The following is a 21715-nucleotide window of genomic DNA, read 5'->3' as shown; positions in this document are numbered from 1 at the left end:
CCTTACGGAGCACGGCTTGTGCTGTACTGCCATCAGCGTTAATAGCGTCCAGGTGAAGCGCAACGATGCTCTGTACGGGTAAACTTAATAACCACGAGTTCTAGTGATTGATCCATAGCCGTCACGCAAGCTAACTGTCTAGCCAGCCAGCGAAACGACTAAGTCAAAGGCTGTAATAGGAATGTATACCAAGGCGATACTCGCATAGTGCCTGCGTGATTTGGCGGCAAATGCGCAGAGCGGCAGTGCAATCATGATCACGCCCAATACGCCCCACAGTGCTATCGGAGATGCTTTGAAAAAGCTTACGTTTACGACAAGCCCGAGGAATAAATAAGCAGAAAGGAATAGCAGCGCATAACGGCCATCTTGTTCGAAGTAAACCTGAAGACCACTCTGCTCATCCTCACTGCGGCTGGGGAGCAACAGCGCAGAGGCTACAAAAAGCGACAGTGCTAACAAAACGAGCAGGAGAAATTCCATAAATGTGAACGTCACTTTTATCGCCGGCAGAGCGTTTACAGCCCACCAGAAGTCCAATTGAGTTGTAAACAGCATCGCGGCCCAGGAGAGCGATACCCAATCAGGCTTCGCCACGCGGCGAATGCGGAATACCGTCAATACTCCCAGAAGAAGCCGAGTGATGGAGGGCCCTAGTATCATCGAGAGTATCGTGGCAACGATCGGAAAATTGCTCATGGAACACCCAGGCTTTGGATATTCTGGTTTTAGCACACCTTCCAACAGTAGGCCGATTATCAGCCTGTGACCAGGTTGATTCTTGGTGACGCATCCTGACATCACCAATTACCTGCTGCGCTTCACCAGATAGTCAGTGGTTGGGCGAGCGTCCGCTATGGGTCGATAGCAGTCATCCACACTGACCGCTTCTGGTCTACAAAGACTTATCACAGAGGGTTACATTTGGCATGAAATGACTCGGGTATATCAAATATCTTCGATTAATACCGAAAAATCCATTTTAGCTAGCCGAGGGTATGAGCTTTTGCCATCGTTTCGCTAAAACACTGCCCCAATAGGATCGGATAACCTGTGGCTTATCAGACCTAATATAGCGAAGAGGATGGCATGACGATAAATAATCTTGAAGGGCAGCTATCGACCCAGGCTGTGTGAAAACGCAAGTAAGTAGGTCGACGAGCGAAAGAAGCTAGCTCAGCCTGTAAATTCAGCAAATGTAAGTGCAGTTCAAATTCAGTCGGGCACCAGGTGCTGCCATGCTATCTGGCGCGTGAAGGCTCATCTCGGTTCCAGTATATGAGCGTTCCGAAGGGATGCTCCACTGTCTGCCGGTGGACCTTCATCTTACCTGAATCATGCTCCAATCGGATCTGCCCCCCTTCGACAACCGCTTCATGCTCCTACCGCTTTAACCGGCGTTCCTCACCCGTCGTACACTGCTTCTGCATGGAGCAACTTTGGCAGCCAGAGAATCAGTAGGAGTGAAGCAACATGCCGTCTTCCACCGACGCATGCCTGCGGTTCAGTAGCGCTCAAGAGCGGACACTCGAGAGCAACTGCTTTCGGTGCAAGCCGCAGATCCTGGGGTGTTGCAAACGACCAAAGTCGGCCACTCGATCAATGGCTAAGACTTTCAACTTGATTAATCAGAGCAAAGTATCATGATCAATGGCTGTGCCAGCTCTCCAGCGCATTGAACAAGAGCATGCCGACCAGCATGGCCATCATGAAAACGATCACTTGCCAGTGTCCTGTAAGCAAAATCGCCACTGCGGGGCCCGGACAGATACCTGCTATTCCCCAGCCGATGCCAAACAACAGACTCCCGCTAATCAAGCGTGTGTCTAACTCACGTTTGATCGGTAGCTGCATTGGCCTTCCCAGCAAAGAACCGGATTGTTGGCGGGCCCAGGTCAGCGGGCCGACCGCTATGCCGATTGCCCCGACCATGACCAGTGCCAACGAAGGGTCCCAGGCACCGGCCAGGTCCAGGAACGCAAGTACTTTGCCGGGGTTGGCCATGCCCGCCAGAAGCAGGCCCAGGCCGAACAGCAAGCCAGATATGAACGCCGTCAGCTTGGTCATGTTCAACCCTCCAGCAGATGGCGCAAGACAAACACTGTGACGAAACCACTGAACATAAAACACACAGTAGCAATCATCGAACGCGGCGAAAGGCGCGATATCCCGCATACCCCATGACCACTGGTGCAACCTGATCCGTATCGTGTGCCGATGCCCACCAATACACCGGCGACGATCAGTGCGAACCAGCCACTTTTGAACTCAATCTGTGGCAGCGTGGCGAACGCGCCCCATAGCAGCGGCGCGATAAGCAGCCCCAAGAGGAAAAGTGCCGTCTCGCTTACCCCTTCGCTCCCCCGCTGCAAAAGGCTGCCGAGCAGACCGCTGATGCCTGCGATTCGCCCGTTGGCGGCGACGAATAGACTAGCCGCCAGGCCAATCAATGCGCCACCGGCAAGGGATGACCAAGGAGTGAAGTTGAGCCAGTCGACATGCATGTAGCTTCTCCGCAGCAAAAATGTAACTAAATAGTGTTCACCAGCAAAACCACCGCGCCACTATAGAAACAGCGGCGAAACTTTATTGGAGGCCCTTGCTAGACCACCGCGCCAAACAAGTGCCCCACCAGTGCCGTAACGCCCATGGCCAAAGCCCCCCAGAAGGTCACCCGCCAGGCGCCCGTCATGATGCTGGCCCCGCCAGCCTTGGCGGCAATAGCCCCCAATGACCCGAGAAATACCAATGACATGCCCGATATCCAGGGGCCCACGCTGTGCTCCGGTGCGACAAACGTCACCGCCAGCGGCAAGGCGGCGCCCACCACGAAGCTCGCGGCGGACGCCAGGGCGGCCTGCAACGGTTTGGCGGTGAGCGTGGCGCTGATGCCCAGTTCGTCGCGGGCGTGGGAGCCCAATGCGTCATGGGCCATCAATTGATCGGCCACTTGATGTGCCAGCTCGGGTGCTACCCCACGCTGCATGTAGATGTTGGCGAGTTCAGCGTGCTCAGCTTTCGGGTCGCTGGCCAGTTCTGCCCGTTCGCGGGACAGGTCCGCCCGCTCGGTATCGGCCTGGGAGTGCACCGAAATGTACTCGCCAGCAGCCATGGACATGGCACCGGCCATCAGCCCCGCCATTCCGGTGACCAGCAACGTGGCGTGGCTGGCGTTGGCGGCCGCGACCCCAATCAGCAGGCTCGCGGTAGAGACAATGCCGTCGTTGGCACCCAGGACAGCGGCGCGTAGCCAGCCGATACGATCACTTCTGTGTGCCTCGGTGTGTCTGTGCATGAATTTCATTGTTTGACGCGGCTCCCTGTCATCAGGCGGTTCACGTTGCACGGGTGCCGAGCGGGCCGGCAGACGGCGTCAGCGGGCTTCAATTTGCACCTGCAGCTGTCCGCCGACAATGGATATTTCCCTGAACTGCTCACCGTCGCGCAGCACGAACAGTGCGTCCATCCCGCGTTCCTGAGCCAGACGAGGGCCCTCGGTTTCGCCCAGGACCATCAGCGCCGTGGCCCAGGCATCGGCGAGCATGCACGAGGTCGCCACCACGGTGACGGCGGCGAGCGAGTTGCGCAGTGGCGCGCCGGTGGCCGGGTTCATGGTGTGAGCATAGGAATGACCGGCTATGTCGACCCACTGCCGGTAGTCCCCGGAGGTCGCGATTGACATATCGCTAAGCTCCATGACGCCCATGACTTCCCGCACGCCCCTTTTGGGCTTTTCCAGCGCCACGACCCAGCATTGTCCGTCAGGTTTGACGCCCCGGGCGCGCATCTCGCCATCGATACCGACCAAGTACCGCGTGATACCTGAACCTTCCAGGCAACGGGCCAGTTCATCCACGCCAAACCCTTTGGCAATCCCACTCAAGTCAAGGCTCAGCGGCACGCGCTTGCGCACCTGGTTGCGTTGTGGCTCAACCTCCAATGCGCCGCTGGCTAACAGCCGGGTGCGCGGCGCAGGGGAATCGATCACCTGCGTTGTGACCTGCCGCGCCGCTGGGCCGAAGCCCCACGCGTTCACCAGGTCACCAACAGCGATGTCGAAGGCGCCGCCGGATTGTCGACTGACGTGCAATGCAGCAGACAGCACCATGGTCAGTTCCTTGGGTACCGATACCCATTGCTGCTCGGGGGCGGCATTGAGGCGGTTGAGGTCCGACTCGGGTTTCCAGGTGGACATTTGCTGGTCCACCCGGGCCACGGCGCGGGCCAGCTGCTGGCCAAGTTCGTCGGTATCCATCCCGGCCCCGGCATAAAACAGGGCGGTGTAGCGGGTACCCATGGTTTCGCCGTTCAGGCTATAACGCTGCAAATCAGTAGACATCTTCACGGTAGCGTCCTTGTGCCTTGAGGATCAGCACGCTGAGGTGGAGGGGTGCCAAGACTTCATCCAGGGCCTGCATCACGCCTTTGGCCATTTCGCGACTGCCACACACCAGCACTTGGGCACCTTTTTCGATCAGCCGGCGCAAGGCGAGGGCATCACTGATCAGCCGGTCTTGTACGTAGCTGCGCTCCTGGACTTGAGAAAAGGCGGCGTGCAATTGCGTCAGGCGGCGGTCCGACAAGTATTGGTTGAGCTCCGGTTCGTAGAGAAAGTCCGAGGCCGGGTTGCGCCCGCCCCAATACAGGTGCATCGGGTGTCGGGCCTTGTTGTTGCGGATAAAACCGGCCAAAGGACCAATACCGGTACCGGCGCCGATCAGGATTACAGGGTGCGTGCCCGATGCCGGACGAAATTGCGGGTTGGGCTGAATGAAGGCGTCAATCTGCGCGCCAATGTCCAGGCCGTGAAGAAATTCCGAGCACATGCCCCCGTTGTGTTTACGCACACAGATCTCCAGCACGCCGTCCTGGGCGCCACTGGCCAGCGAGTAGAAGCGCGGGATTGGGCTGCCCGGGGGCAGAATCCCGACCAGGTCGCCGGCCAAAAAATTCGGCAGTCCGCCGCGAGCTTTGAAGCGCAGGACATGGGTCGGTGCATTTACCTGTTCGCCATAGGCAATCCGCTCTGTCAGCTCCAATGAATGGTTGCGCGGCTGCTGCGGGGTGTGAACCAGCGCCAGCGCCTGCCCCAACACGTCGCCCAGCGCGTGGCCCCAACGCGCAAACGCCTGAGGGCACTGGCGGTTGACGGTCTCCAGCCCCAGCAATGGCGAGCCACCGGCCTGCAACATCGCATGCTGCACTTGATGGGCGTACCGACAGAATCGCGCAAATTGGCGGTCGCCCAGGCCCAGTACCGCAAAGGGTAGGCCGGGCTTGACGCCGGTTTTGGCCAGCCGCGTCAGGAACTGCGAAGCCGAGGCCGGCGCATCGCCGTCACCGTGGGTCGCGGTGAGGATGAACACTCGTTTGGCATTAGGGTAATTGCCCAACCAGTCATTCATCGCCGCGCTATGCACCTGATGGCCGCTCTGGTGCAAGGCGTCATGCAAGGTTTTGGCAAAACCCCAGGTGCTGTTGTTTTCACTGCCCACCAGAATCACGCTGTCGGCGGCATGAGCAGGGCTGTTGTGGCGGAGGCGCGGGCCAGCCTTGCGGCGGCGCCACCATAACAGAATGCCGGTCACGCTCATCAACGGCACGCAGAGGGCGCAGAGCCCGAGCAGCAGGCCCAGCCACCAGAGGCCTTCGCCAGTGTGGAACTGGTAGATCAATTCATAGAGGTTGAGCATTGGGTCGTGGGCTTGATAGGACAGCAAGGCGCCGCTGGCCTGGTCCACGTAGCCATCGCCCTGTGCTGTGCGCAGGGAAAAGACATCGCGAGGGTTGCCGGGGCTCGGGTAGACCAGCTCGCGCAGGTCGTTCAGGTCGGTGGCCTGCAAGGCCTGCAGTTTTGCCACCGGCAAGGCCGGGCCGGCGCTGACGTGGGCAGGGAAGGCGGGCTCACCTTGACTGCCGTCGGCGATAAAACCAAACGTGGTGGCGGACAGGTAGGCCCCGCTCAGTGCCGACAACAACAGCCCGAGCAAGGCCAGTCGCCCGACTTCAGCATGCCAGCGCTGGCTGAAATTGCCCCGCAGCGGCCGTAGCAGGTTGCGCCAGCCCCCCAGGTGTCGGGCCAGCAATAGCGCGCCGGACACTGACAGCGCCAGCATGAGTAGGGCACCAACACCCGACACCCCATGGCCCGGCGTGCCAAGGAACAGTGAGCGGTGCAGGTCTTTCACCCAGCGGGTGAACGCGGATGGCTCGTAAGGGCCGAGCCCTTGGCCGGTAAGTGGGTCGACCTTCTCCGCCCCGGCCTTGCCCTTCTGGTTGTAGTAGACGATCACCGTGCCGGACGCTGAGCGCTGGATCTGCTCCACCCCCGTAAAGTGGTTGGCCACGCGCCCGGCAAGTTGGCCGACGTTGAGTTGCCCGGCAGAAGTGGACGTGCTGCGCAGACGCTCCAGCGCCGGCTCGACAGACAGAATCGCGCCGCTGATGGCCAACACCATGACTAACAGGGCGGCGATCAGGCCAGGAAGGGAATGGAACTGACGAAGCATGTTCAGCCTCCGGAGGTGGCGGGTGCTACAGGTCGTAAGTAAAGGCGTCGACGTAGGCATTGCCGGTCGCGGGCTTGCCTGCGCCCTTGGAGGTCAGCGGCACGCTGACATCGCCGCGGGCGTCGCGTTTGTCCTCGACGGCGCTGTCGATGCGGATCTGATACCCGGCATCAATGAGCGTGTCCGCCAGTTCTACGCTTACTTTCAGCGTGCCCCCACTGCCGACGCTGGCGCCGCTGACCCCGTCGAACTCGCTCGGGTTCATCCCGCTGCCACGGGCCCAGTCGGCCAGGTGCTTGTAATATTTGGCCTTCTTGCCGGCCACCCAGAGGGTTTTCTGGTACTGGCCATTGGCGTCGGTGACGTAGATCGCCAGGTAGGCATCATTGCCGCTGTAGTCCTTGAGCTGCGTGGTCAGGGTCACTTCACGGGCCTGGGCCAGCGCCGGTAGGGTAATGGCGCCGATGAGGCAGGTTGCTGCGATGATCTTTTTCACGAGCGTGTCCTCTTGATCGTTAGGTCGAGAGCCTGGACCTGCCGGCTGACAGCAACCTGAACGGCAGGAAAATTCATAGACAGGTGAGTTGTCATTCGGCGAGCGGGCTGCCGAGATAGTCCCTGGCATCGCCGTCATTGCGCAAATGGACCTCGAGTGTCTTCAGGTGCAGCGATGCCGGGGAGTAGCTGGCTTCGATGTCATTGCCTTTGCGGTCCTGGCCCTTGAGTTCGTAACAGCCATCGTCGACCTTGATGCGCTGCACGCGCCAGCCGTATTGCCGCTCTACCTGCTGACGCAAGGTTTCGCGAGGCTGCTAGTCGCTTACCGGGTCGCTGCAGTCGTCACCGGCCAGGGCGTAACCGCTGACCAGCAAGCCCAACAGCGTGGCATTGGCAATAAAACCGGATTTCATGACTTGTCTCCTGTCGAGGGCGGCGTCTGTGGCATAACCTAAAGTGGCTACCTGACAGCCAGCTGAATCTTCAGATTCACATCAGGCAAGGCGATTAAGGTGCTACAAGGCAACCATCTCAGGAGATGTCAGATGCGGGTTCTATTGGTTGAGGACGCTCCAGGCCTGGGTGAAGCGGTGCGCGAGCAGATTGCCGATGACGGCCACGCCGTCGATTGGGTACAGCGCCTGGACTACGCGCGCAACAGCGTCCGCACGACGCCTTACGACCTGATCTTGCTGGACCTGATGCTTCCGGACGGGCGCGGGTTGGACTTTCTGCGTCAACAACGCGCGGCAGGAGACGTGACCCCCGTGATTATCCTGACCGCCCAGGATCAGATTTCCGATCGTATCGCCGGCCTGAACGCTGGCGCCGATGACTACCTGGTCAAACCGTTCGACCTGTTTGAACTCTCGGCCCGCGTGGCAGCGGTGGGCCGCCGTTATAGCGGCAACCCCAATCCACAGATCAAACTCGGTGATTTGCAGGTCGACATGAGTGCCCGCACGGTGCAGCGGGGCAGTGCGACGGTGGACCTCACGGCGCGGGAATGGGCGCTGTTCGAGGCGTTTGTGCAGCGCCCCAGCGCACTGCTGTCAAAGTCGCAGCTCGAAGAGCGGCTGTATGCGTTCGGCGCTGAAATCGAGAGCAATACCATCGAGGTATATATCAGCCGTCTACGTAAAAAACTCGGACGCGAACTGATCGAAACCGTGCGAGGCATGGGCTACCGGTTAATGTCCGCATGAAGCCGTCTTCGAGCCTGCAGATACGTCTCGGCCTGGGGCTGACGCTTGGTATGACTTTACTCTGGCTGGTAGCGACAGTGGGGGCCTGGCTCGTGGTGCGGCATGAGTTGAACGAAGCGTTCGATAGCGCCTTGGAAGAGACAGCACAACGCATCCTGCCCTTGGCTGTGCTGGAAATCAGCAATCGGGAAGAATCCCGGACTGCACAACACGTCGCGACGCTGAAGATGCACAAGGAGTACCTGACTTACCTGGTGCGCGACGCCAAGGGCAAGATCCTGATGCAATCTCACGACGCCAACCCGGAGATTTTCAACCGACAACCGTCTGAAGGTTTTTCCACTTCTGAAAAATACCGATTGTATGGCGCTAGCGCATTGCGTCAGACACTGTTCATCGAGATGGCCGAACCGCTTGGTCATCGTCGTGAAGCCGCGCGGGAGGCCTTGTTTGCGTTGTTGTTGCCTCTAATGGTGTTGATTCCTGTCAGCCTGGCGGGCACTTGGTTGTTTGTACGTTTCAGCCTGCGCAGCGTGCGGGCTTATCGTCGTGCCATTGAAGCGCGCGGTGTGGGTGACTTGTCGCCGATCAAGGTGGCGCACCTGCCAGCAGAAATCGATCCGATGGCGGAGGCGGTCAATCACCTGCTGGAGCGCTTACGCAACGCCCTTGAGGCCGAGCGCAGCTTTACCGCCAACAGCGCTCACGAGCTGCGCACGCCATTGGCCTCGACCCTGGCGCAGATCCAGCGGTTACACCACGAAGCGCCGGAAGGTCCGCTGCGACTGCGTGCGCAGAAGATCGAGCAGGCGTTGCGCGAGCTTTCAAGACTTTCAGAAAAGCTCATGCAGTTGGCCAAAGCGGAGGGCGGTGGGCTGTTGTCCGAAACGCCACAAGACCTGATTCCGTTGCTTGCCCACGGGGTCGACGAGTGGAACCAACGCAGCGGGCAGCGCATCGAGTTGCAGTTGCCAAGTCAGGCCGGCGTGTACTCGATCATTGACCCGGACGCGTTTGGCATCCTGCTGCGCAACCTGATTGAGAATGCGCTGAAGTATGGTGCAACGGACCAACCGGTCGAAGTCAGTCTCACCGATCAGGCACAGCTGCGGGTAGTCAACAGCGGCCCGGCAGTGCCGCAGTCTGTATTAGAGCACCTGACCGAGCGTTTTGTGCGCGGTCACAGTGAGATCAGTGGTTCAGGGCTGGGCTTGGCGATTGCCAAAACCATAGTACAGGGGGTAAATGCCAGAATGAAATTGATCTCGCCGGTAGCAGGTCGACAAGATGGGTTCGAAGTCTGCATATGGTTACCGCTTGCCCCAACATAAAAGCCCAGGGGGTTCAGCTCGCAGAGTTCTGACGGCTATGGCGTACCACCCTAAACGTGATTTTCGTGAACCAGAGCACACCAGAATGGGGTGCACTGGCCAGATTAGCTGGCATCGCTTCGATGTACTTTCAGCAAACCATTGCCGGTCAGCGGGTAGCCCGCCAACCGGTTGTTTTGCCTGAGGTTAAAAGTCCAGCGTCAATCCTGCGTACACAGCTCGTCCGTCACCCGGCGAATGCAACGAGGCATCGGCGCCATCGGGGTCGTACCAGACGTACTCGTAATAGCGGTTGGTCAGATTCTTCAGTTGCAGGTCTACGCTCATGGTTTCGCTGAGTTTGTAGATGGCACCCAGGTTCATCAGTACGTAGCCGCCGTAGGTGCCCTGAGTGTTCTCACGCTCCAAGTAGTAATTGGTCTGGCCGTTCGCCCAGGCGCTCAGTTGCAGCGCAGGCGTGGCTTGGTAACTGATGCCGGTGTTCCACAGATGGTGCGGCACATGGTCGATTTCCTTGCCCTTGCTGGCTGGTAACGCGCTGCTGGGCTCAAGGATCTTGGAGTACTGCCAGGAGTACGACATCCACACTTCGGTACGCTCGTCCGGGTGCAAGTTGACCTGCAAATCGTAACCCCAGCGACGGGTTTCGCCGACGTTGTCCGACTCGCCGCTCGGATCGTTCAGGCGACGGCTCACTTCGCCAGTCGCGTCCTGACGCCAATAAGCCAAGCGGCCATCGACCCAGCTGGCCGGGGTGAACTTGACGCCGGTTTCCCAGCCTTCGTTGATTGACGGATCCAGGTCTTCGTTGCGCGGCGGCACCTTGTAGGCTGCGGCGCCGGTCCCGACCTGGAAGGTCCGGCCCCAGTTGGCGTAAACGCTGGCAAACTTCCATGGCGAATAGACAATGCTGAGCTTGGGCTGCTTGATCAGCCCGTAGTCGTTGATGTCGTAGTCCTGCCCGGTCATCTTGTTGGTGAAGTCACCACTGATCTTGTCCACCCGGTACGCCGGTACGATCTTCAACGATTCGAACGGCTCGATCTCCGCCTGTACGTAGGCACCGACCGTGTTGAAGTCGAAGTCCTGGTCGCGTGTCTGCGCCTGTCGTACACGCTCCACCGTGCGGTAGCGTTCGCTGCGGTTCTGTTGCTTTTGCACATCGCTGCCACCTTCCAGGGCGAAGGCGTGCAACCAGTCCACCTCTGGCCGCCAGGTCAGCGAGGTGATGGCACCGTACTGATCCTCGTAAGTGTCGCGCTCCTGCTGTGAGCTGGTGCGCCAGTACTGGGTCCAGCGGCGGTCGTCATAGGTGTTGAGGTAGGTCTTGGCCGACCAGGACAGGGTCTCGGCCAAGTCGGTGTCGAAGTGCACGCTGACCTGGTTCATGCGTCGCGTGCCTTTGTCCGTGGCGTTGTAGGCGTTGCTCATGCGCGGATGATGGCGGGCGTCGTCTTCGTTCAAATACCCGGCTTCCTGGGCTTCGGACTCGTAGTGTCGCGCGATCAGGCCAAGGCGATAGCTGCCATCGTCAGGGGTATAGAACCACTTGCCGCCGAAGCTGTAGCGTTCGGTGTCGGCATGGTCACGATAGCCGTCGACCTGCTGGCGGGCGAAGAAATAGTTCTGTGTCCAGTTGCTGGTCTCGATGCCTTTGGCCAGTTGCACCTCGCGGCTGTTGAAGCTGCCGTAGCGCACGCGCGCCTTGTTGTAGTTGCCGCCGGTGCGGGTGTTGATATTGACGTTACCGGCGATGTTGTTCAGGCCATAGCGTGGGTCGCTGGTGCCACGCACCACCTCGATGCTGTCGATGTCCATGGGGAACACCGAGTCGATGAAGGGCATGTTGCCGTCGTTGGTGTTGCTGGGGATGCCATCGATCAGCAACTTGACCGCGTTAACTTCGCCTTCGCCATTGAAGCCGCGAAACGACAGTTTGCCCGAGGTGGTGCCCTGGTTGAACTCGGTCAGCATCACCCCGGGTGCACGGCTGAACAGTTCCCAACTGTAGGTCACCGGCATTTTTTCGAGGATATCGCCGCCCAAGATGTCCACCGAACTGAGTACGCTGCTGGTGGCCAACGGACCGCTTTCGGTCCCGGTGACGGTGACCGCGCCAAGGGTGAGGGTGGAGTTTTCAGCGGGCAGTGTTTCGGCAACGGCCAATGACAACGGGCTGAGGCTATAGAAAGCGAGCACGGGCAGGACGGCGCGAGCAGTGCAACGGAATGCAGGCATGGAAGGTTTCCTGGCTAGACAGTCGGGCAGGGCTACGCACCGCAGGTCACGGGGTAGCCGTGGGTAATCAGCGACGGGTCAGGCCAGGGGAGAGGCGCGGGGGTTGAGCTTTGGCCACTGTTCACGTGGCAGTGGCAACCTGTGGCTGTCACCAAGCAGGAGTGCATCGGGCCAGAAGCGGGGGAACAGGTGGCGATGGTAGTCGCTGACCAGCAAGGCATGCCCGGCATGGCCACAGCAGCAGTCGCCAGCCTGGTGTTTCATTTCTGGCTGATCGTCGAGTTGCGGCAGCTCGGCCTTGAGCTGGGCCAGCAGTGACTTGGGCAGGCTCTGCGCGCCGTGCAAGCTGCAGAAGCTGCCGAGAATCAGCGATTGGCTGTCGATACGGGGTGTTTGCAAGGCACGGTCGAGCGGCATCGCCAGCAGGTTGAACAGCACGGCGAAGCAGGCGAACAGACTAAGATGTGCACGTGCACGTGAAAGCATGAGTCACCCGAACGAATGTGGCGCGCATTAAGCCGCATCCGTTGCGGGCTGTACAAGTTCCGTGGTGCGCCTTTTTGTCGCAGGCGCACCACGAAGAGGGCTCAATGGCTGCGCATGCCGGCCGCCATCATGAACAGTCGGATCAGCCAAGCGAACAGACCCAGCGCCGTGACGCTGCCTGCCCAGATCAGCACCAGCCAGGCCAGGCGGCGCCACATCGGTTGCTTCACACTGGGTGTCATCACGTCGGGCTCCTAGTGATAGCCGTCTTCATGGGTCACCTTGCCGCGGAACACGTAATAGCTCCAGAACGTGTAGCCCAGGATGATAGGCAGAATGAACAGTGTGCCCACCAACATGAAGCCTTGGCTTTGCGGCGGCGCTGCGGCCTCCCAGATGCTGATCGACGGTGGGATGATGTTTGGCCACAGGCTGATGCCCAGCCCGCTGTAGCCCAGGAAGATCAGTGCCAGGGTCAGCAAGAACGGCGTGTAGTGCGCGTTGCGTACCACGGCACGTAGCAGCCCGTAGCACGTCACCAGTACCAGGATCGGCACTGGCATGAACCAGAACAGGTTGGGCATGCTGAACCAGCGTGCGGCGATTTGCGGGTAGGCCAGCGGTGTCCACAGGCTGACCACGGCGATCACCACCAGCAGCACCAGTGCCAGGGGCCTGGCAACATCGTGCATGCGCTGCTGCAGCGGCCCTTCGGTCTTCATCACCAGCCAGGTGCAACCGAGCAAGGTGTAGGCAACCACCAGGCCCAGCCCGCAGAACAGGCTGAACGGCGTGAGCCAGTCCAGCGGGCCTCCGGCATACCTGCGCTCGACCACTTTGATGCCTTCGATGAAGGCACCCAGCGCAACGCCCTGGGAAAAGGTCGCCACCAGTGAGCCCCAGATGAAGGCCTTGTCCCAGAGATGGCGCTTGGCGGGTTTGGCCTTGAAGCGGAACTCGAAGGCGACGCCGCGAAAGATCAGACCGATTAGCATCAGGATCAGAGGCAGGTAGAGTGCTTCGAGTACTACCGCGTAGGCCAGCGGAAAGGCGCCGAACAGTGCTGCCCCGCCGAGGATCAGCCAGGTTTCGTTGCCGTCCCACACTGGCGCGACCGTGTTCATCATCACATCGCGGTCACGCTCGTTCTTGACGAAGGGGAAGAGCATGCCGATCCCCAGGTCAAAGCCATCCATCACCACATACATCATCACGCCGAAGATGATGATCACCGCCCAGATCAGTGGAAGGTCGATGCCCATGTCAATTCACCTCTGCCTGGTAATCGTCGGCGGCGGACAGCGGCCGCGCCGGGGTATGTTGCTGGCCTGGACCGCCTGGCGTGTGCTGGTCGCCTTCGCCAGGTTTTGGCCCTTTGCGCACCAGGCGCATCATGTAGCCAAGGCCGGTGCCGAACAGGGCGAAATACACCACTACGAACGCTACCAAGGTAATGCTCAGTTGGGTGGCGTCGTGGTTCGATACCCCATCGGCAGTGCGCAGCAGGCCATACACCACCCACGGCTGGCGGCCGATCTCGGTGGTGAACCAGCCGGCGAGGATCGCCACCAGCCCGGACGGGCCCATCCACAGGGTGAGGTAAAGGAACGGGCGCGAGGTGTAGAGCGTGCCGCGCATGCGCAGCCACAGGCTCCACAAACCGACGAAGATCATCAGCAAACCAAGCCCGACCATGATCCGGAACGACCAGAAGACAATGGTCGAGTTGGGCCGGTCCTCGGGCGCAAACTCCTTCATCGCCGGCACCTGCTGGTTCAGGCTGTGGGTCAGGATCAGGCTGCCGAGCGCCGGGATTTCGAGCTTGAAGTGGGTGGTTTCGGCTTTCATGTCAGGGATGCCGAACAAGATCAGCGGGGTCGGCTCACCGGGCACGTTCTCCCAGTGGCCTTCGATCGCGGCGATCTTCAGCGGCTGGTGCTTGAGCGTGTTGAGGCCGTGGAAGTCGCCGATCACCGCCTGAATCGGGGCAACGATCAGGGCCATCCACATGGCCATCGACAGCATCTTGCGCAGCGCCGGGTTGTCCCGACCGCGCAGCAGGTGCCAGGCCGCCGAAGCGCCGACGAAGAAGGCCGTGGCAACGAACGCCGCGGTGGCCATGTGCATCAGGCGGTAGGGGAACGAGGGGTTGAACACCACGGCCAGCCAGTCAGCCGGAATCACCCGACCATCGACGATTTCGTAACCCTGAGGCGTCTGCATCCAGCTGTTGGACGCCAGGATCCAGAAGGTCGAGACCAGCGTGCCGAGCGCCACCATGCAGGTGGAAAAGAAATGCAGGCCCCGGCCGACACGGTTCCAGCCGAATAGCATGACGCCAAGGAAACCCGCTTCGAGGAAGAAGGCGGTCAGCACCTCATATGTGAGCAATGGGCCGGTCACGGCGCCGGCAAAGTCGGAGAAGCGGCTCCAGTTGGTGCCGAACTGATAAGCCATGACCAGACCGGACACCACGCCCATGCCGAAATTGACGGCGAAGATCTTCGACCAGAAGTGATAGAGGTCGCGGTAGACCTGCTGATTCGTTCGCAGCCACAGGCCTTCAAGCACGGCCAGGTAACTGGCAAGGCCGATGGTGATGGCGGGGAACAGGATATGGAAGGAAACGGTGAAGGCGAACTGGATTCGAGCCAGGTCTAGCGCCTCGAGCACGCTCATGATGATGGGGCCTCAAAGGGTGGCGCACCTTGGCGCCGTTTTCGGGAAGCAGAGCCCGGGTCCTGGCCGGGTCAGCGTTGCTGTCTGGGGAAATTACAAGGGCCATTGCGATGGCGGCGCCACTGTAAGGACGGTGGCGGGTGTGACCAACTGCGACAATCTGTCCCTGAGGGGCACCCGCGCGGGTGAATCGAGGCCTGTTACGTGGGGTGTGACGGCTTGTCGCAGAGAGGGCAGGCCGAGGTTGGTGCTTCTGCGGGGCCGTTTTCGATGCTAAAGTTGCCGCCCATGAACCGCCTGCCTTCAAACCGTCCCCTCATTGCCTGGGCACTGTACTTCTGTGTCCTGTTCAATGTACTTGGCTGTGGCCTTGCCCACGGGCAGGCATTGGGATTGGCGCTGAATGGATTCGGCGGTGCGTTCTGCAGCCTCGGGGGCGATACTGGCCTGCTGAAAGCCAAGCAGGACAACGCCTTGGCGGGCGACCTGAGCATCCCCTTCAGTTGCCCGATGGGGGCGGCGGCCTTTCTAACGCTGGTTTTCCTGATTGCCGTCGCCTGGCTGCTGGCCAGCCGTGAGCGCCGGCCATTGCCGCGCGAAATCCGCAGCCAGGCGCCGCCGCGTTATTGCTGGCCCTCGTCCAACCCTCGCGCTTCACCTCTCTGACGCTACCGGCGCCTTGGCGCCCTGGCGGGCCTGTGCCTGCCCTTAGCACACCAGACCGGCAGTGCATGCCTTGCATGTAACTGCTGGCTGGTTTGACCGTCGTTGGAGAGAGGCCCTCATGACCTGTCGAATCTCTACGCCCGCGCTACCTGGCGAGGCGTGAACATGCGCCGTTGCGGCCTGTGCGCACGTACCTGGGACAACCTCTGGGTCGCCGCGCTGCTAGCGATGCTGCTCAAGGTGCTGGCATTGCCGATGGCCAGTACCCTGGGCGACCTTAGCCTGCAGCAATTGCTGGCGGGCAGCTACTGCTCGTCGGGCGGCGTACAGCCGGCGATTCCGGACAAGGATGGCAACCTAAGCCCGAAAACGGCCGACCCCGGACATTGCTGCTGCGCCCAGGGCGGCCCGGCACCCATGCCTGCTGCATTGGTCCTGGCAGGCTTTGCCTTGCCTGCGCTGCCTGTCGACCGGCAACCGGCTGTTGGGCTGCGTTCGCCCCGGCACCGCTGGCCATCGATCAACCCCCGTGCCTCCCCGACGGCGATCGCCTGACCTGCAAGGACCCAGGCCGCACCCGCGAAAGGCGGGGCGTCGGCCTGCCGATGGCTAGCCGTACCCAGGAGCACACGATGTCTCGTACCCTGACCGCTTCAGCGTTGCTGGAGCCTTCCGCTCGTCCGTCGCGCAGCGGCGAATTTCTGTTGCCGTTTCCCGACTACCCCTGCAATGCCCGCAGCTTCGTCAACCTCGATGCACGCCTGCTGCCTTACTGGCACACGCTGTTCGATGTCTGCCCAGGGCTGCTCAAGCTTGATCCGCCAGAAGGCCTGGAGTTGTTCCGACGATTCATGACCTGGGCATACCGGCACCATCCGGCGCTGGACTGGACCTACTACATCAGCGTTTGCCGTTGGTTACTGAACTCTCCTTACCAGGCACGGGTGACGGAGGAGCATATCGAAGCCTTCATGGTGGCTGCAGCGGCGCTGTGGGTGGCAACTGACGTGTCTCAGGCCCGTGGCCTGGTGCTGGCCTGGCAACCGATGGGCGAACGGGTGGTGGAGTGGAAAACCGGCGTGCGCCCGGCGCTGCCAGCGCCCCAGGCCGATGAAGACTTGCCGCCACCCCCGTGGGAATTTTCCTGGAGCCCGTTGAGCGCCAAGGGCGCGAGCAGCTTCCGGCGTTGGTTGCCGGTGCCCGGCTAAGCCAGGCCAGGACCTGGGCGGCAATACGCCGCCCGTTTCCCACTTCACTGAATACCTAGCGAGATACTGACGATGGACGTACTCCAAGCCATGCGCGCGTTCAGTTGCGTGGTTCAGGCCGGCAGCCTGACCGGCGCGGCCGAAAGCCTGGACACCACGACTGCCAGCGTTTCCCGGATGCTCTCCAACCTGGAAGCGCACTTGCATATTCGTTTGCTCAACCGCACCACCCGCCGCATCGCCCTGACCGAAGCCGGCAACCGTTACCTGAAACGCTGCCGTGTGATCCTCGAACTGGTGGATACGGCGGAGCGCGAGATACACCGCACGCTGGATTTGCCCGCCAACGGGCTGCCTCACACGCGAGCAGGCTCAGCACTGCAACTGGGTGCTTGCTAGTCCGGCAAGTCGTCGCCGCTGGCCAGCGGACGTACCGGTGCATCGACCTTGACCGAGGTTTCGTTGCCGTCTTCATCGACAACGGTCAGGGTCAGCGGCACCGTTGCGCCTTCCTTGATCTGCTCTTTGGGGTTGATCAGCATGATGTGGTAGCCGTGGGTGTCGAGTATCACTGGCTGGCCGGCGGGCAACTCAAGGCTCGCCAATGGCTTCATGGTCATGACACCGTCCTTCATGGTCATCTCGTGCAGTTCCGTCTTGGCGGCCACGGGAGAGTTGACCCGAACGAGTTTGACGTTCTCGTTGGCGGTAAGGCGCATGAAAGCACCCGTAGCAGGCTGGTTGGGTACCGTGGCCCTGACCCAGGGGTCTTCCACCTTGACTTCGACCTGGGCCAGGGCGGTGCTGGCGAAGCTCGCTAACAACACTCCGAACAGCAAACCATTGGCTTTGCGCAAGCCTTCGAGCATGAAGGGTTTCATTGGCAACTCCTTGTTTGATTGGTCGTGGCAGCCTTCCTTGTTGAGGCTGTCTGGCCATTCAGCATAGTCGTTGCTGTATCGGGCAGCGGCCGGGGCAATGCCGGTACGCTGCGGTGCGACAGGCTGCCGCAGTTTTCCCTGCGCCACTGCTGGGCGCCCGTGGAGCCAATGCTTACCACTCACTGCGACGGGCTGTCGCAGTGGGGAGCGCCGCAGGCAACGCCTAGCATGGGCAGAGCCTGCTTTGCCGTTGTCCCATCCACGCTGCACGGCAGGCAACCCACAGCGGCCCTTCTTCGGATGAGCCGCTTTTTTCAGGCTGGGAGAGCCGTCATGGACCACGAACTGCTGAAAATCGTATGGTGGTTATTGATTGGCGTGATGCTGATCGGTTTTGTGCTGGGCGAAAGTCTGGACATGGGCGCGCGGGTGCTGGTGCCGTGGCTATCGGGGCAAGGTGCCGAACCGCTGCAGCCGTCTGCGGCCGCGCCTCGGCCTATCAACCTGCTGTGGTTGCTGGCCCTGGGATGCACGCTTGCGCTGGTCTGGCCATCGCTCGGTGGCCTGGCCTGCCTGATGACAGGCTTGGTGAGCCTGCTGATACTGCTGCGCCGATCTGCCTGGCAAGCCGCCCGACCGCGCCAAACCTGCAGAGTGCTGGCAATCGGCCTGCTGCCGGCAGCTCTGTTGGGGGGCATGCTGGGCAACCTGCTCCTTGGGTTGCCATTCAGTCGCTGTGGTCAGGCGGGTATACAGTTTCACGGCTCTTTGGCCGGTCTCTTCAGTCCGTTCGCCTTGCTTTCAGGTGTCGTAAGCCTGGCGATGGTCTGCCAGTGTGGCGCTACCTGGGTGATGCAGCGTGGTGGCCACTCCCTGTATCAGCCAGCAAGCCGGGTTGCAGGCGTTGCGGGCGTGATGTTCCTGGCCAGTTTCATCGTGGCTGCGATAGGGCTGGCAGCGAACGCACGCGGTTACAGCTTGTGGGCCGTGGAGCGTCCGGCCACCTTGTGCGGGCCTGGCGCGTTCGTGGTGCTGGCCAACAATCCAGGTTGGCTGGCCAATTTTCAGGCCTGGCCTGCAGCCGGCCTGGTACCAGTGCTGGCCTTGTCTGGCACGCTCATGAGCCTGTTCGCCTGCACCCATGCCCGGCCTCGCATGGCGCTATTGGGCAGTGGCCTGACGGTAGGTGCAACGCTGTGCAGCGTAGGGCTGGCGTTGTTCCCCTTCATCTTGCCTTCCAGCGTGCAACCGTCTGCCAGCATGACCCTATGGAGCGCGGCCAGTGACGAAAGAACCTTGGGTACCCTGCTGATTCTCGCCAGTGTACTGCTCCCGATGTTGCTGGCGTATACCCTGGCTGCCAGCCTCAAGGGCTCGCACCTGCTGATCGAGTCCCGGCCGCTTGGTCTTGGTTTCAAAGCGAGTTGAGAAACGCCAGCAGCGCCATGCGCCTGCCTCGATCCATGGCAATCACGGCATCGCGTGAGTCACGTGCTTCACCGTCATGCCACAAAATGGCCTCCAGCACATCCCGAGCCCGGCCATCGTGCAGGAACTGGGTATGCCCGCTGACCCTTGCTGTCAGCCCCAGCCCCCAAAGTGGCGGCGTACGCCATTGGCGGCCGTTGGCGCGAAATTCCTCACGGTGATCGGCTAGCCCTTCGCCCATGTCGTGCAGCAACAGGTCGGTGTACGGAAAAATGTGTTGCTGACTCAACTCTGGCAGTGCGTGTTCTCCTGTGACGTAGGAGGGCCGATGGCAGGCGGCACAGCCTGCCGCATGGAACACAGCTTTGCCCTCCAGCACCCGCGGTGTGTCGCTATCACGGCGGGCCGGTACACCCAAGGTACGGGTATAGAACAGTACCTGTTCACGAATCCTGTCGTTGACCTCAGGCGCGCCGCCCTGTGGTGCCTTGCGGCAGGCTGACTGCCGTTCGGTGCAGTCATCGCTCGGCAGCAGGCTGCTGGTCAGGCCCATATCACCGGCGAAGGCGTGGGCGTTTTGCTGATCGAGCGCAGGCTGACCGGCTTTCCAGCCGAAGCGCCCTATGCGGGTCTGCTGGCGCAGTTCGTCCCACACCTGGTTGAGCTGCCCATGCACCAGGCCACCTTCGCGAGCCTGGCGGGCGGCGTTCTGCTCCAGGTCGCTGTCGCGTATCGCTTCGAGCAAGCCCAGGCCGATCATGGGTGGCGCCACCCGCAACGACATCTGCGTCTGTGGGTGCAATGGGCCGTAACCCAACTGGCCAATGGTGAACTCTGGCTGGCGCAAGGTGATTTGTTCACCGTCGGCAAGGGTGACGACCCGAGCCTGGTAATGCAGTTGCACCCGGCCCTCGGGAACATGGCCGTCGATGGCAGCATCCTGCAACTGGCCACCGTAGGTCGGCTCGGGAATGATGCCAAGGCGCTCGATCAGCGCTGCCTGATCGGGAGGCGCCGGTATGGACAGGCGCACCAGCGAAGACAGGGCTGGCGCATCGCTGCCTTCGGCCGGCGGGAAACCACGGCCATCCTTGATATGGCAGCTTTGGCAGGAGTCGGTGTTGAACAAAGGCCCCAATCCGATCCGGCCACCTTGCTTGCCGTCGGCGCGGGCTGCATGCCAGTTGCCACGGAAGAAAGCATTACCGACAAAGAAGTCCATGCGCCTGGACGGACTGAGGTTCGCCGCGGGCATCGAGAAGGCATCCTTGTCGAACCGTTGGACGGTGGTGGCGCCTCCGGCGAGGTGCTCGCCAGGTTCCGGTCGGGCGTTCGGATCGCCACAGCCAGCCAGCAAGCCGGCCAGTGTTGCCGTGAGCAGGTAGAGGTTGCGCATGTGTCTACTCGCGATGATGCAGGATTGAGTGCGATGGCTGCGCACTGGAAGACGGTGCGGCAGACTAGCAAGAGGGGCTTGGTTTGCCTGGTGCGACAACCTGCCGCGGGCCTGCGCGACCTTGTCGAATGAGCCTGGTTGCCTGTAGGGTGTGGCACAGTGCCGCAGTGAGGGTACGGTGCATGTCCAACAAGGAGTGAGCAATGCAGCGACGTGAAATACTCAAGACCGTTGCCGGCGCGGTGGCGGTGGCCATGGTGGCGCCGGCGTTGGCCGCGACTGAAGGCCACGAACACCACCATGATCATGGCGGCGGCAAACCGTTCGCAGGTGTGATCGACACCAGCAGTGATTGCCTGAAAACCGGGGAGGCCTGTCTGGCGCATTGCCTGGTGCTGTTGGGGCAGGGTGACAAGGAAATGGCGGGCTGTGCCCAGTCAGTCAATGAGCTGCTGGCGACCTGTACAGCCTTGATGAAGCTGGCCGTGCAAGGTTCCAGCTTCACACCCGCCATGGCCAGGATGGCGGCCGATGTGTGTGCCAGTTGTGAAAACGAATGCCGCAAGCACGCAGACCAGCACGCTGAATGCAAGGCATGCGCAGATGCCTGTGCCGATTGCTTGAAGGCCTGCAAGGCAATCACTGCCTGACCATTGCCTGGAGCATTTCCTCGAAAGGGGGCCGCTGTGACACACAAGCCGGGCTTGAAAAGCCCCGGCCTGTTCATTAGTGATTCCCGTGGGCAGCGTCCTTGTCGACCTTGACCACGCCCTGGAACAGCGCGAACTGCTTGACCCGCTCGGTTGGCTGTTCACTTTCGGCCTGGCGCACGGCCTGGCTCAGCCGGGCCGCGTCCTGTTCGCCGAGCCCCGCGCTGCGCAGGGTAGCCGGGTCGAGCAACGAATCGCCGGCGCACAACACCACCCGCCAGCCATGAGGCCCCTTGCGCAGCAGCGCGCGGCCGCCGCGCTGGCCCTGCAGCCAGCCGGCCACCGCATGGTCGCCTTCGACAGTCACCGGGCCGACGTCCAGCGGTGCGTCGGGGCGTTCGAAGTTGTGCCGCATCAGTTGCTGGATGCTCTGTTGCTCGCTGGCGGTGTCGGCCATGGCCAGCAGCGGGCTGCAGGCCAGCAGCAAGGCAAGGATCGGTGCTTTCATCTGCGTTTTCCTTTATGAGACTGCCGACGACT

Annotated in this window: 22 protein-coding genes and 3 pseudogenes; 8 read left to right on the top strand and 17 right to left on the bottom strand. The window is 61.2% G+C overall.

Annotated features, from left to right (window positions below; translation table 11 throughout):
• Positions 1–138: 138 nt before the first annotated feature.
• From ACSSU5_RS23835 to ACSSU5_RS23795, 9 genes and pseudogenes are all read right to left on the bottom strand, one after another.
• Positions 139–699 (bottom strand): hypothetical protein, encoded by a 561-nt coding sequence (locus ACSSU5_RS23835; RefSeq protein WP_492559997.1) that lies wholly within the window; start codon positions 697–699, stop codon positions 139–141.
• A 572-nt stretch (positions 700–1271) separates the two neighbouring features.
• A pseudogene (locus tag ACSSU5_RS23830) lies at positions 1272–1490 on the bottom strand (IS5/IS1182 family transposase); the annotation flags it as partial.
• 157 nt (positions 1491–1647) lie between these two features.
• On the bottom strand, positions 1648–2067 hold the full coding sequence (locus tag ACSSU5_RS23825; protein WP_492559996.1) for a DUF6691 family protein: 420 nt from the start codon (positions 2065–2067) through the stop codon (positions 1648–1650).
• Between the two features lie 2 nt (positions 2068–2069).
• Positions 2070–2504, bottom strand: coding sequence for a YeeE/YedE family protein (locus ACSSU5_RS23820; RefSeq protein ID WP_492559995.1), 435 nt, complete (start codon positions 2502–2504; stop codon positions 2070–2072).
• Positions 2505–2602: 98 nt separating this feature from the next.
• Positions 2603–3304: a VIT1/CCC1 transporter family protein gene (locus tag ACSSU5_RS23815; protein ID WP_003248160.1), complete on the bottom strand. Its 702-nt coding sequence runs from the start codon at positions 3302–3304 to the stop codon at positions 2603–2605.
• A gap of 69 nt (positions 3305–3373) precedes the next feature.
• Positions 3374–4339: an FAD:protein FMN transferase gene (locus tag ACSSU5_RS23810; RefSeq protein WP_492561357.1), complete on the bottom strand. Its 966-nt coding sequence runs from the start codon at positions 4337–4339 to the stop codon at positions 3374–3376.
• Positions 4329–6509, bottom strand: coding sequence for a PepSY domain-containing protein (locus tag ACSSU5_RS23805; protein WP_492559994.1), 2181 nt, complete (start codon positions 6507–6509; stop codon positions 4329–4331). Before ACSSU5_RS23805 ends, ACSSU5_RS23810 begins: the two co-directional genes overlap by 11 nt.
• 25 nt (positions 6510–6534) lie before the next feature.
• Positions 6535–7005, bottom strand: a complete 471-nt coding sequence (locus ACSSU5_RS23800) for a DUF2271 domain-containing protein (RefSeq protein ID WP_003248166.1) — start codon at positions 7003–7005, stop codon at positions 6535–6537.
• 91 nt (positions 7006–7096) lie between these two features.
• A pseudogene (locus tag ACSSU5_RS23795) lies at positions 7097–7420 on the bottom strand (PepSY domain-containing protein).
• Positions 7421–7552: 132 nt separating this feature from the next.
• On the opposite strand from ACSSU5_RS23795, the gene ACSSU5_RS23790 reads away from it, so the two are divergent.
• Entirely contained in the window at positions 7553–8212 is a 660-nt protein-coding gene (locus ACSSU5_RS23790) for a response regulator transcription factor (protein ID WP_492559993.1), read from the top strand.
• Positions 8209–9543, top strand: a complete 1335-nt coding sequence (locus ACSSU5_RS23785; RefSeq protein ID WP_492559992.1) for a sensor histidine kinase — start codon at positions 8209–8211, stop codon at positions 9541–9543. The genes ACSSU5_RS23790 and ACSSU5_RS23785 overlap by 4 nt, the downstream gene beginning before the upstream one ends.
• Before the next feature lie 186 nt (positions 9544–9729).
• Here ACSSU5_RS23785 and ACSSU5_RS23780 read toward each other — a convergent pair whose 3' ends face one another.
• The 5 genes from ACSSU5_RS23780 to ACSSU5_RS23760 all read right to left on the bottom strand — a co-directional run bounded on the left by ACSSU5_RS23780 (position 9730) and on the right by ACSSU5_RS23760 (position 14946).
• Positions 9730–11781, bottom strand: coding sequence for a TonB-dependent receptor (locus ACSSU5_RS23780; RefSeq protein WP_315405153.1), 2052 nt, complete (start codon positions 11779–11781; stop codon positions 9730–9732).
• Positions 11782–11859: 78 nt separating this feature from the next.
• The gene (locus ACSSU5_RS23775) at positions 11860–12267 is read right to left on the bottom strand and encodes a DUF2946 family protein (RefSeq protein ID WP_492559991.1); all 408 of its coding nucleotides are present in this window, start codon (positions 12265–12267) and stop codon (positions 11860–11862) included.
• 101 nt (positions 12268–12368) lie between these two features.
• Positions 12369–12509 carry a DUF2474 domain-containing protein gene (locus tag ACSSU5_RS23770; protein ID WP_315405198.1) on the bottom strand — a complete coding sequence of 47 codons (141 nt, stop codon included), beginning with the start codon at positions 12507–12509 and terminating at the stop codon, positions 12369–12371.
• A gap of 12 nt (positions 12510–12521) precedes the next feature.
• Positions 12522–13529, bottom strand: a complete 1008-nt coding sequence (gene cydB, locus ACSSU5_RS23765) for a cytochrome d ubiquinol oxidase subunit II (protein WP_315405150.1) — start codon at positions 13527–13529, stop codon at positions 12522–12524.
• A gap of 1 nt (position 13530) precedes the next feature.
• A complete protein-coding gene (locus ACSSU5_RS23760; RefSeq protein ID WP_315405149.1) occupies positions 13531–14946 on the bottom strand; it encodes a cytochrome ubiquinol oxidase subunit I in 1416 nt (471 codons plus the stop codon).
• 288 nt (positions 14947–15234) lie between these two features.
• On the opposite strand from ACSSU5_RS23760, the gene ACSSU5_RS23755 reads away from it, so the two are divergent.
• The 4 genes and pseudogenes from ACSSU5_RS23755 to ACSSU5_RS23740 all read left to right on the top strand — a co-directional run.
• Positions 15235–15612: a DUF2946 domain-containing protein gene (locus ACSSU5_RS23755; protein WP_492559990.1), complete on the top strand. Its 378-nt coding sequence runs from the start codon at positions 15235–15237 to the stop codon at positions 15610–15612.
• Between the two features lie 165 nt (positions 15613–15777).
• Positions 15778–16167, top strand: coding sequence for a DUF2946 family protein (locus ACSSU5_RS23750; RefSeq protein ID WP_060497285.1), 390 nt, complete (start codon positions 15778–15780; stop codon positions 16165–16167).
• A gap of 77 nt (positions 16168–16244) precedes the next feature.
• Positions 16245–16820: a putative natural product biosynthesis protein gene (locus tag ACSSU5_RS23745; RefSeq protein WP_315405144.1), complete on the top strand. Its 576-nt coding sequence runs from the start codon at positions 16245–16247 to the stop codon at positions 16818–16820.
• A gap of 72 nt (positions 16821–16892) precedes the next feature.
• Positions 16893–17192, top strand: a pseudogene (locus tag ACSSU5_RS23740) (LysR family transcriptional regulator); the annotation flags it as partial.
• 23 nt (positions 17193–17215) lie between these two features.
• Here the strand turns inward: ACSSU5_RS23740 and ACSSU5_RS23735 are convergent.
• Positions 17216–17701 (bottom strand): copper chaperone PCu(A)C, encoded by a 486-nt coding sequence (locus tag ACSSU5_RS23735; RefSeq protein ID WP_315405143.1) that lies wholly within the window; start codon positions 17699–17701, stop codon positions 17216–17218.
• 333 nt (positions 17702–18034) lie between these two features.
• Between ACSSU5_RS23735 and cydB (ACSSU5_RS23730) the strand changes: the two genes are divergently transcribed.
• Entirely contained in the window at positions 18035–19129 is a 1095-nt protein-coding gene (gene cydB / locus ACSSU5_RS23730) for a cytochrome d ubiquinol oxidase subunit II (RefSeq protein ID WP_492559989.1), read from the top strand.
• Here cydB (ACSSU5_RS23730) and ACSSU5_RS23725 read toward each other — a convergent pair.
• Positions 19116–20525: a di-heme oxidoreductase family protein gene (locus ACSSU5_RS23725; RefSeq protein ID WP_492559988.1), complete on the bottom strand. Its 1410-nt coding sequence runs from the start codon at positions 20523–20525 to the stop codon at positions 19116–19118. The two genes, cydB (ACSSU5_RS23730) and ACSSU5_RS23725, sit on opposite strands and share 14 nt — an antisense overlap.
• A 203-nt stretch (positions 20526–20728) precedes the next feature.
• Here ACSSU5_RS23725 and ACSSU5_RS23720 point away from each other — a divergent pair, with 203 nt between their 5' ends.
• Positions 20729–21175: a four-helix bundle copper-binding protein gene (locus ACSSU5_RS23720; RefSeq protein WP_009686850.1), complete on the top strand. Its 447-nt coding sequence runs from the start codon at positions 20729–20731 to the stop codon at positions 21173–21175.
• Positions 21176–21251: 76 nt separating this feature from the next.
• On the opposite strand, the gene ACSSU5_RS23715 is transcribed toward ACSSU5_RS23720, so the two are convergent.
• Positions 21252–21683 (bottom strand): copper uptake system-associated protein, encoded by a 432-nt coding sequence (locus ACSSU5_RS23715; protein ID WP_315405140.1) that lies wholly within the window; start codon positions 21681–21683, stop codon positions 21252–21254.
• Positions 21684–21715 lie beyond the last annotated feature (32 nt).

Source organism: Pseudomonas sp. E1MeOHC2 (assembly GCF_058745025.1).
The sequence above is the reverse complement of the archived record's forward strand: the minus strand, read 5'-3'. Positions and strand labels throughout refer to the sequence as shown.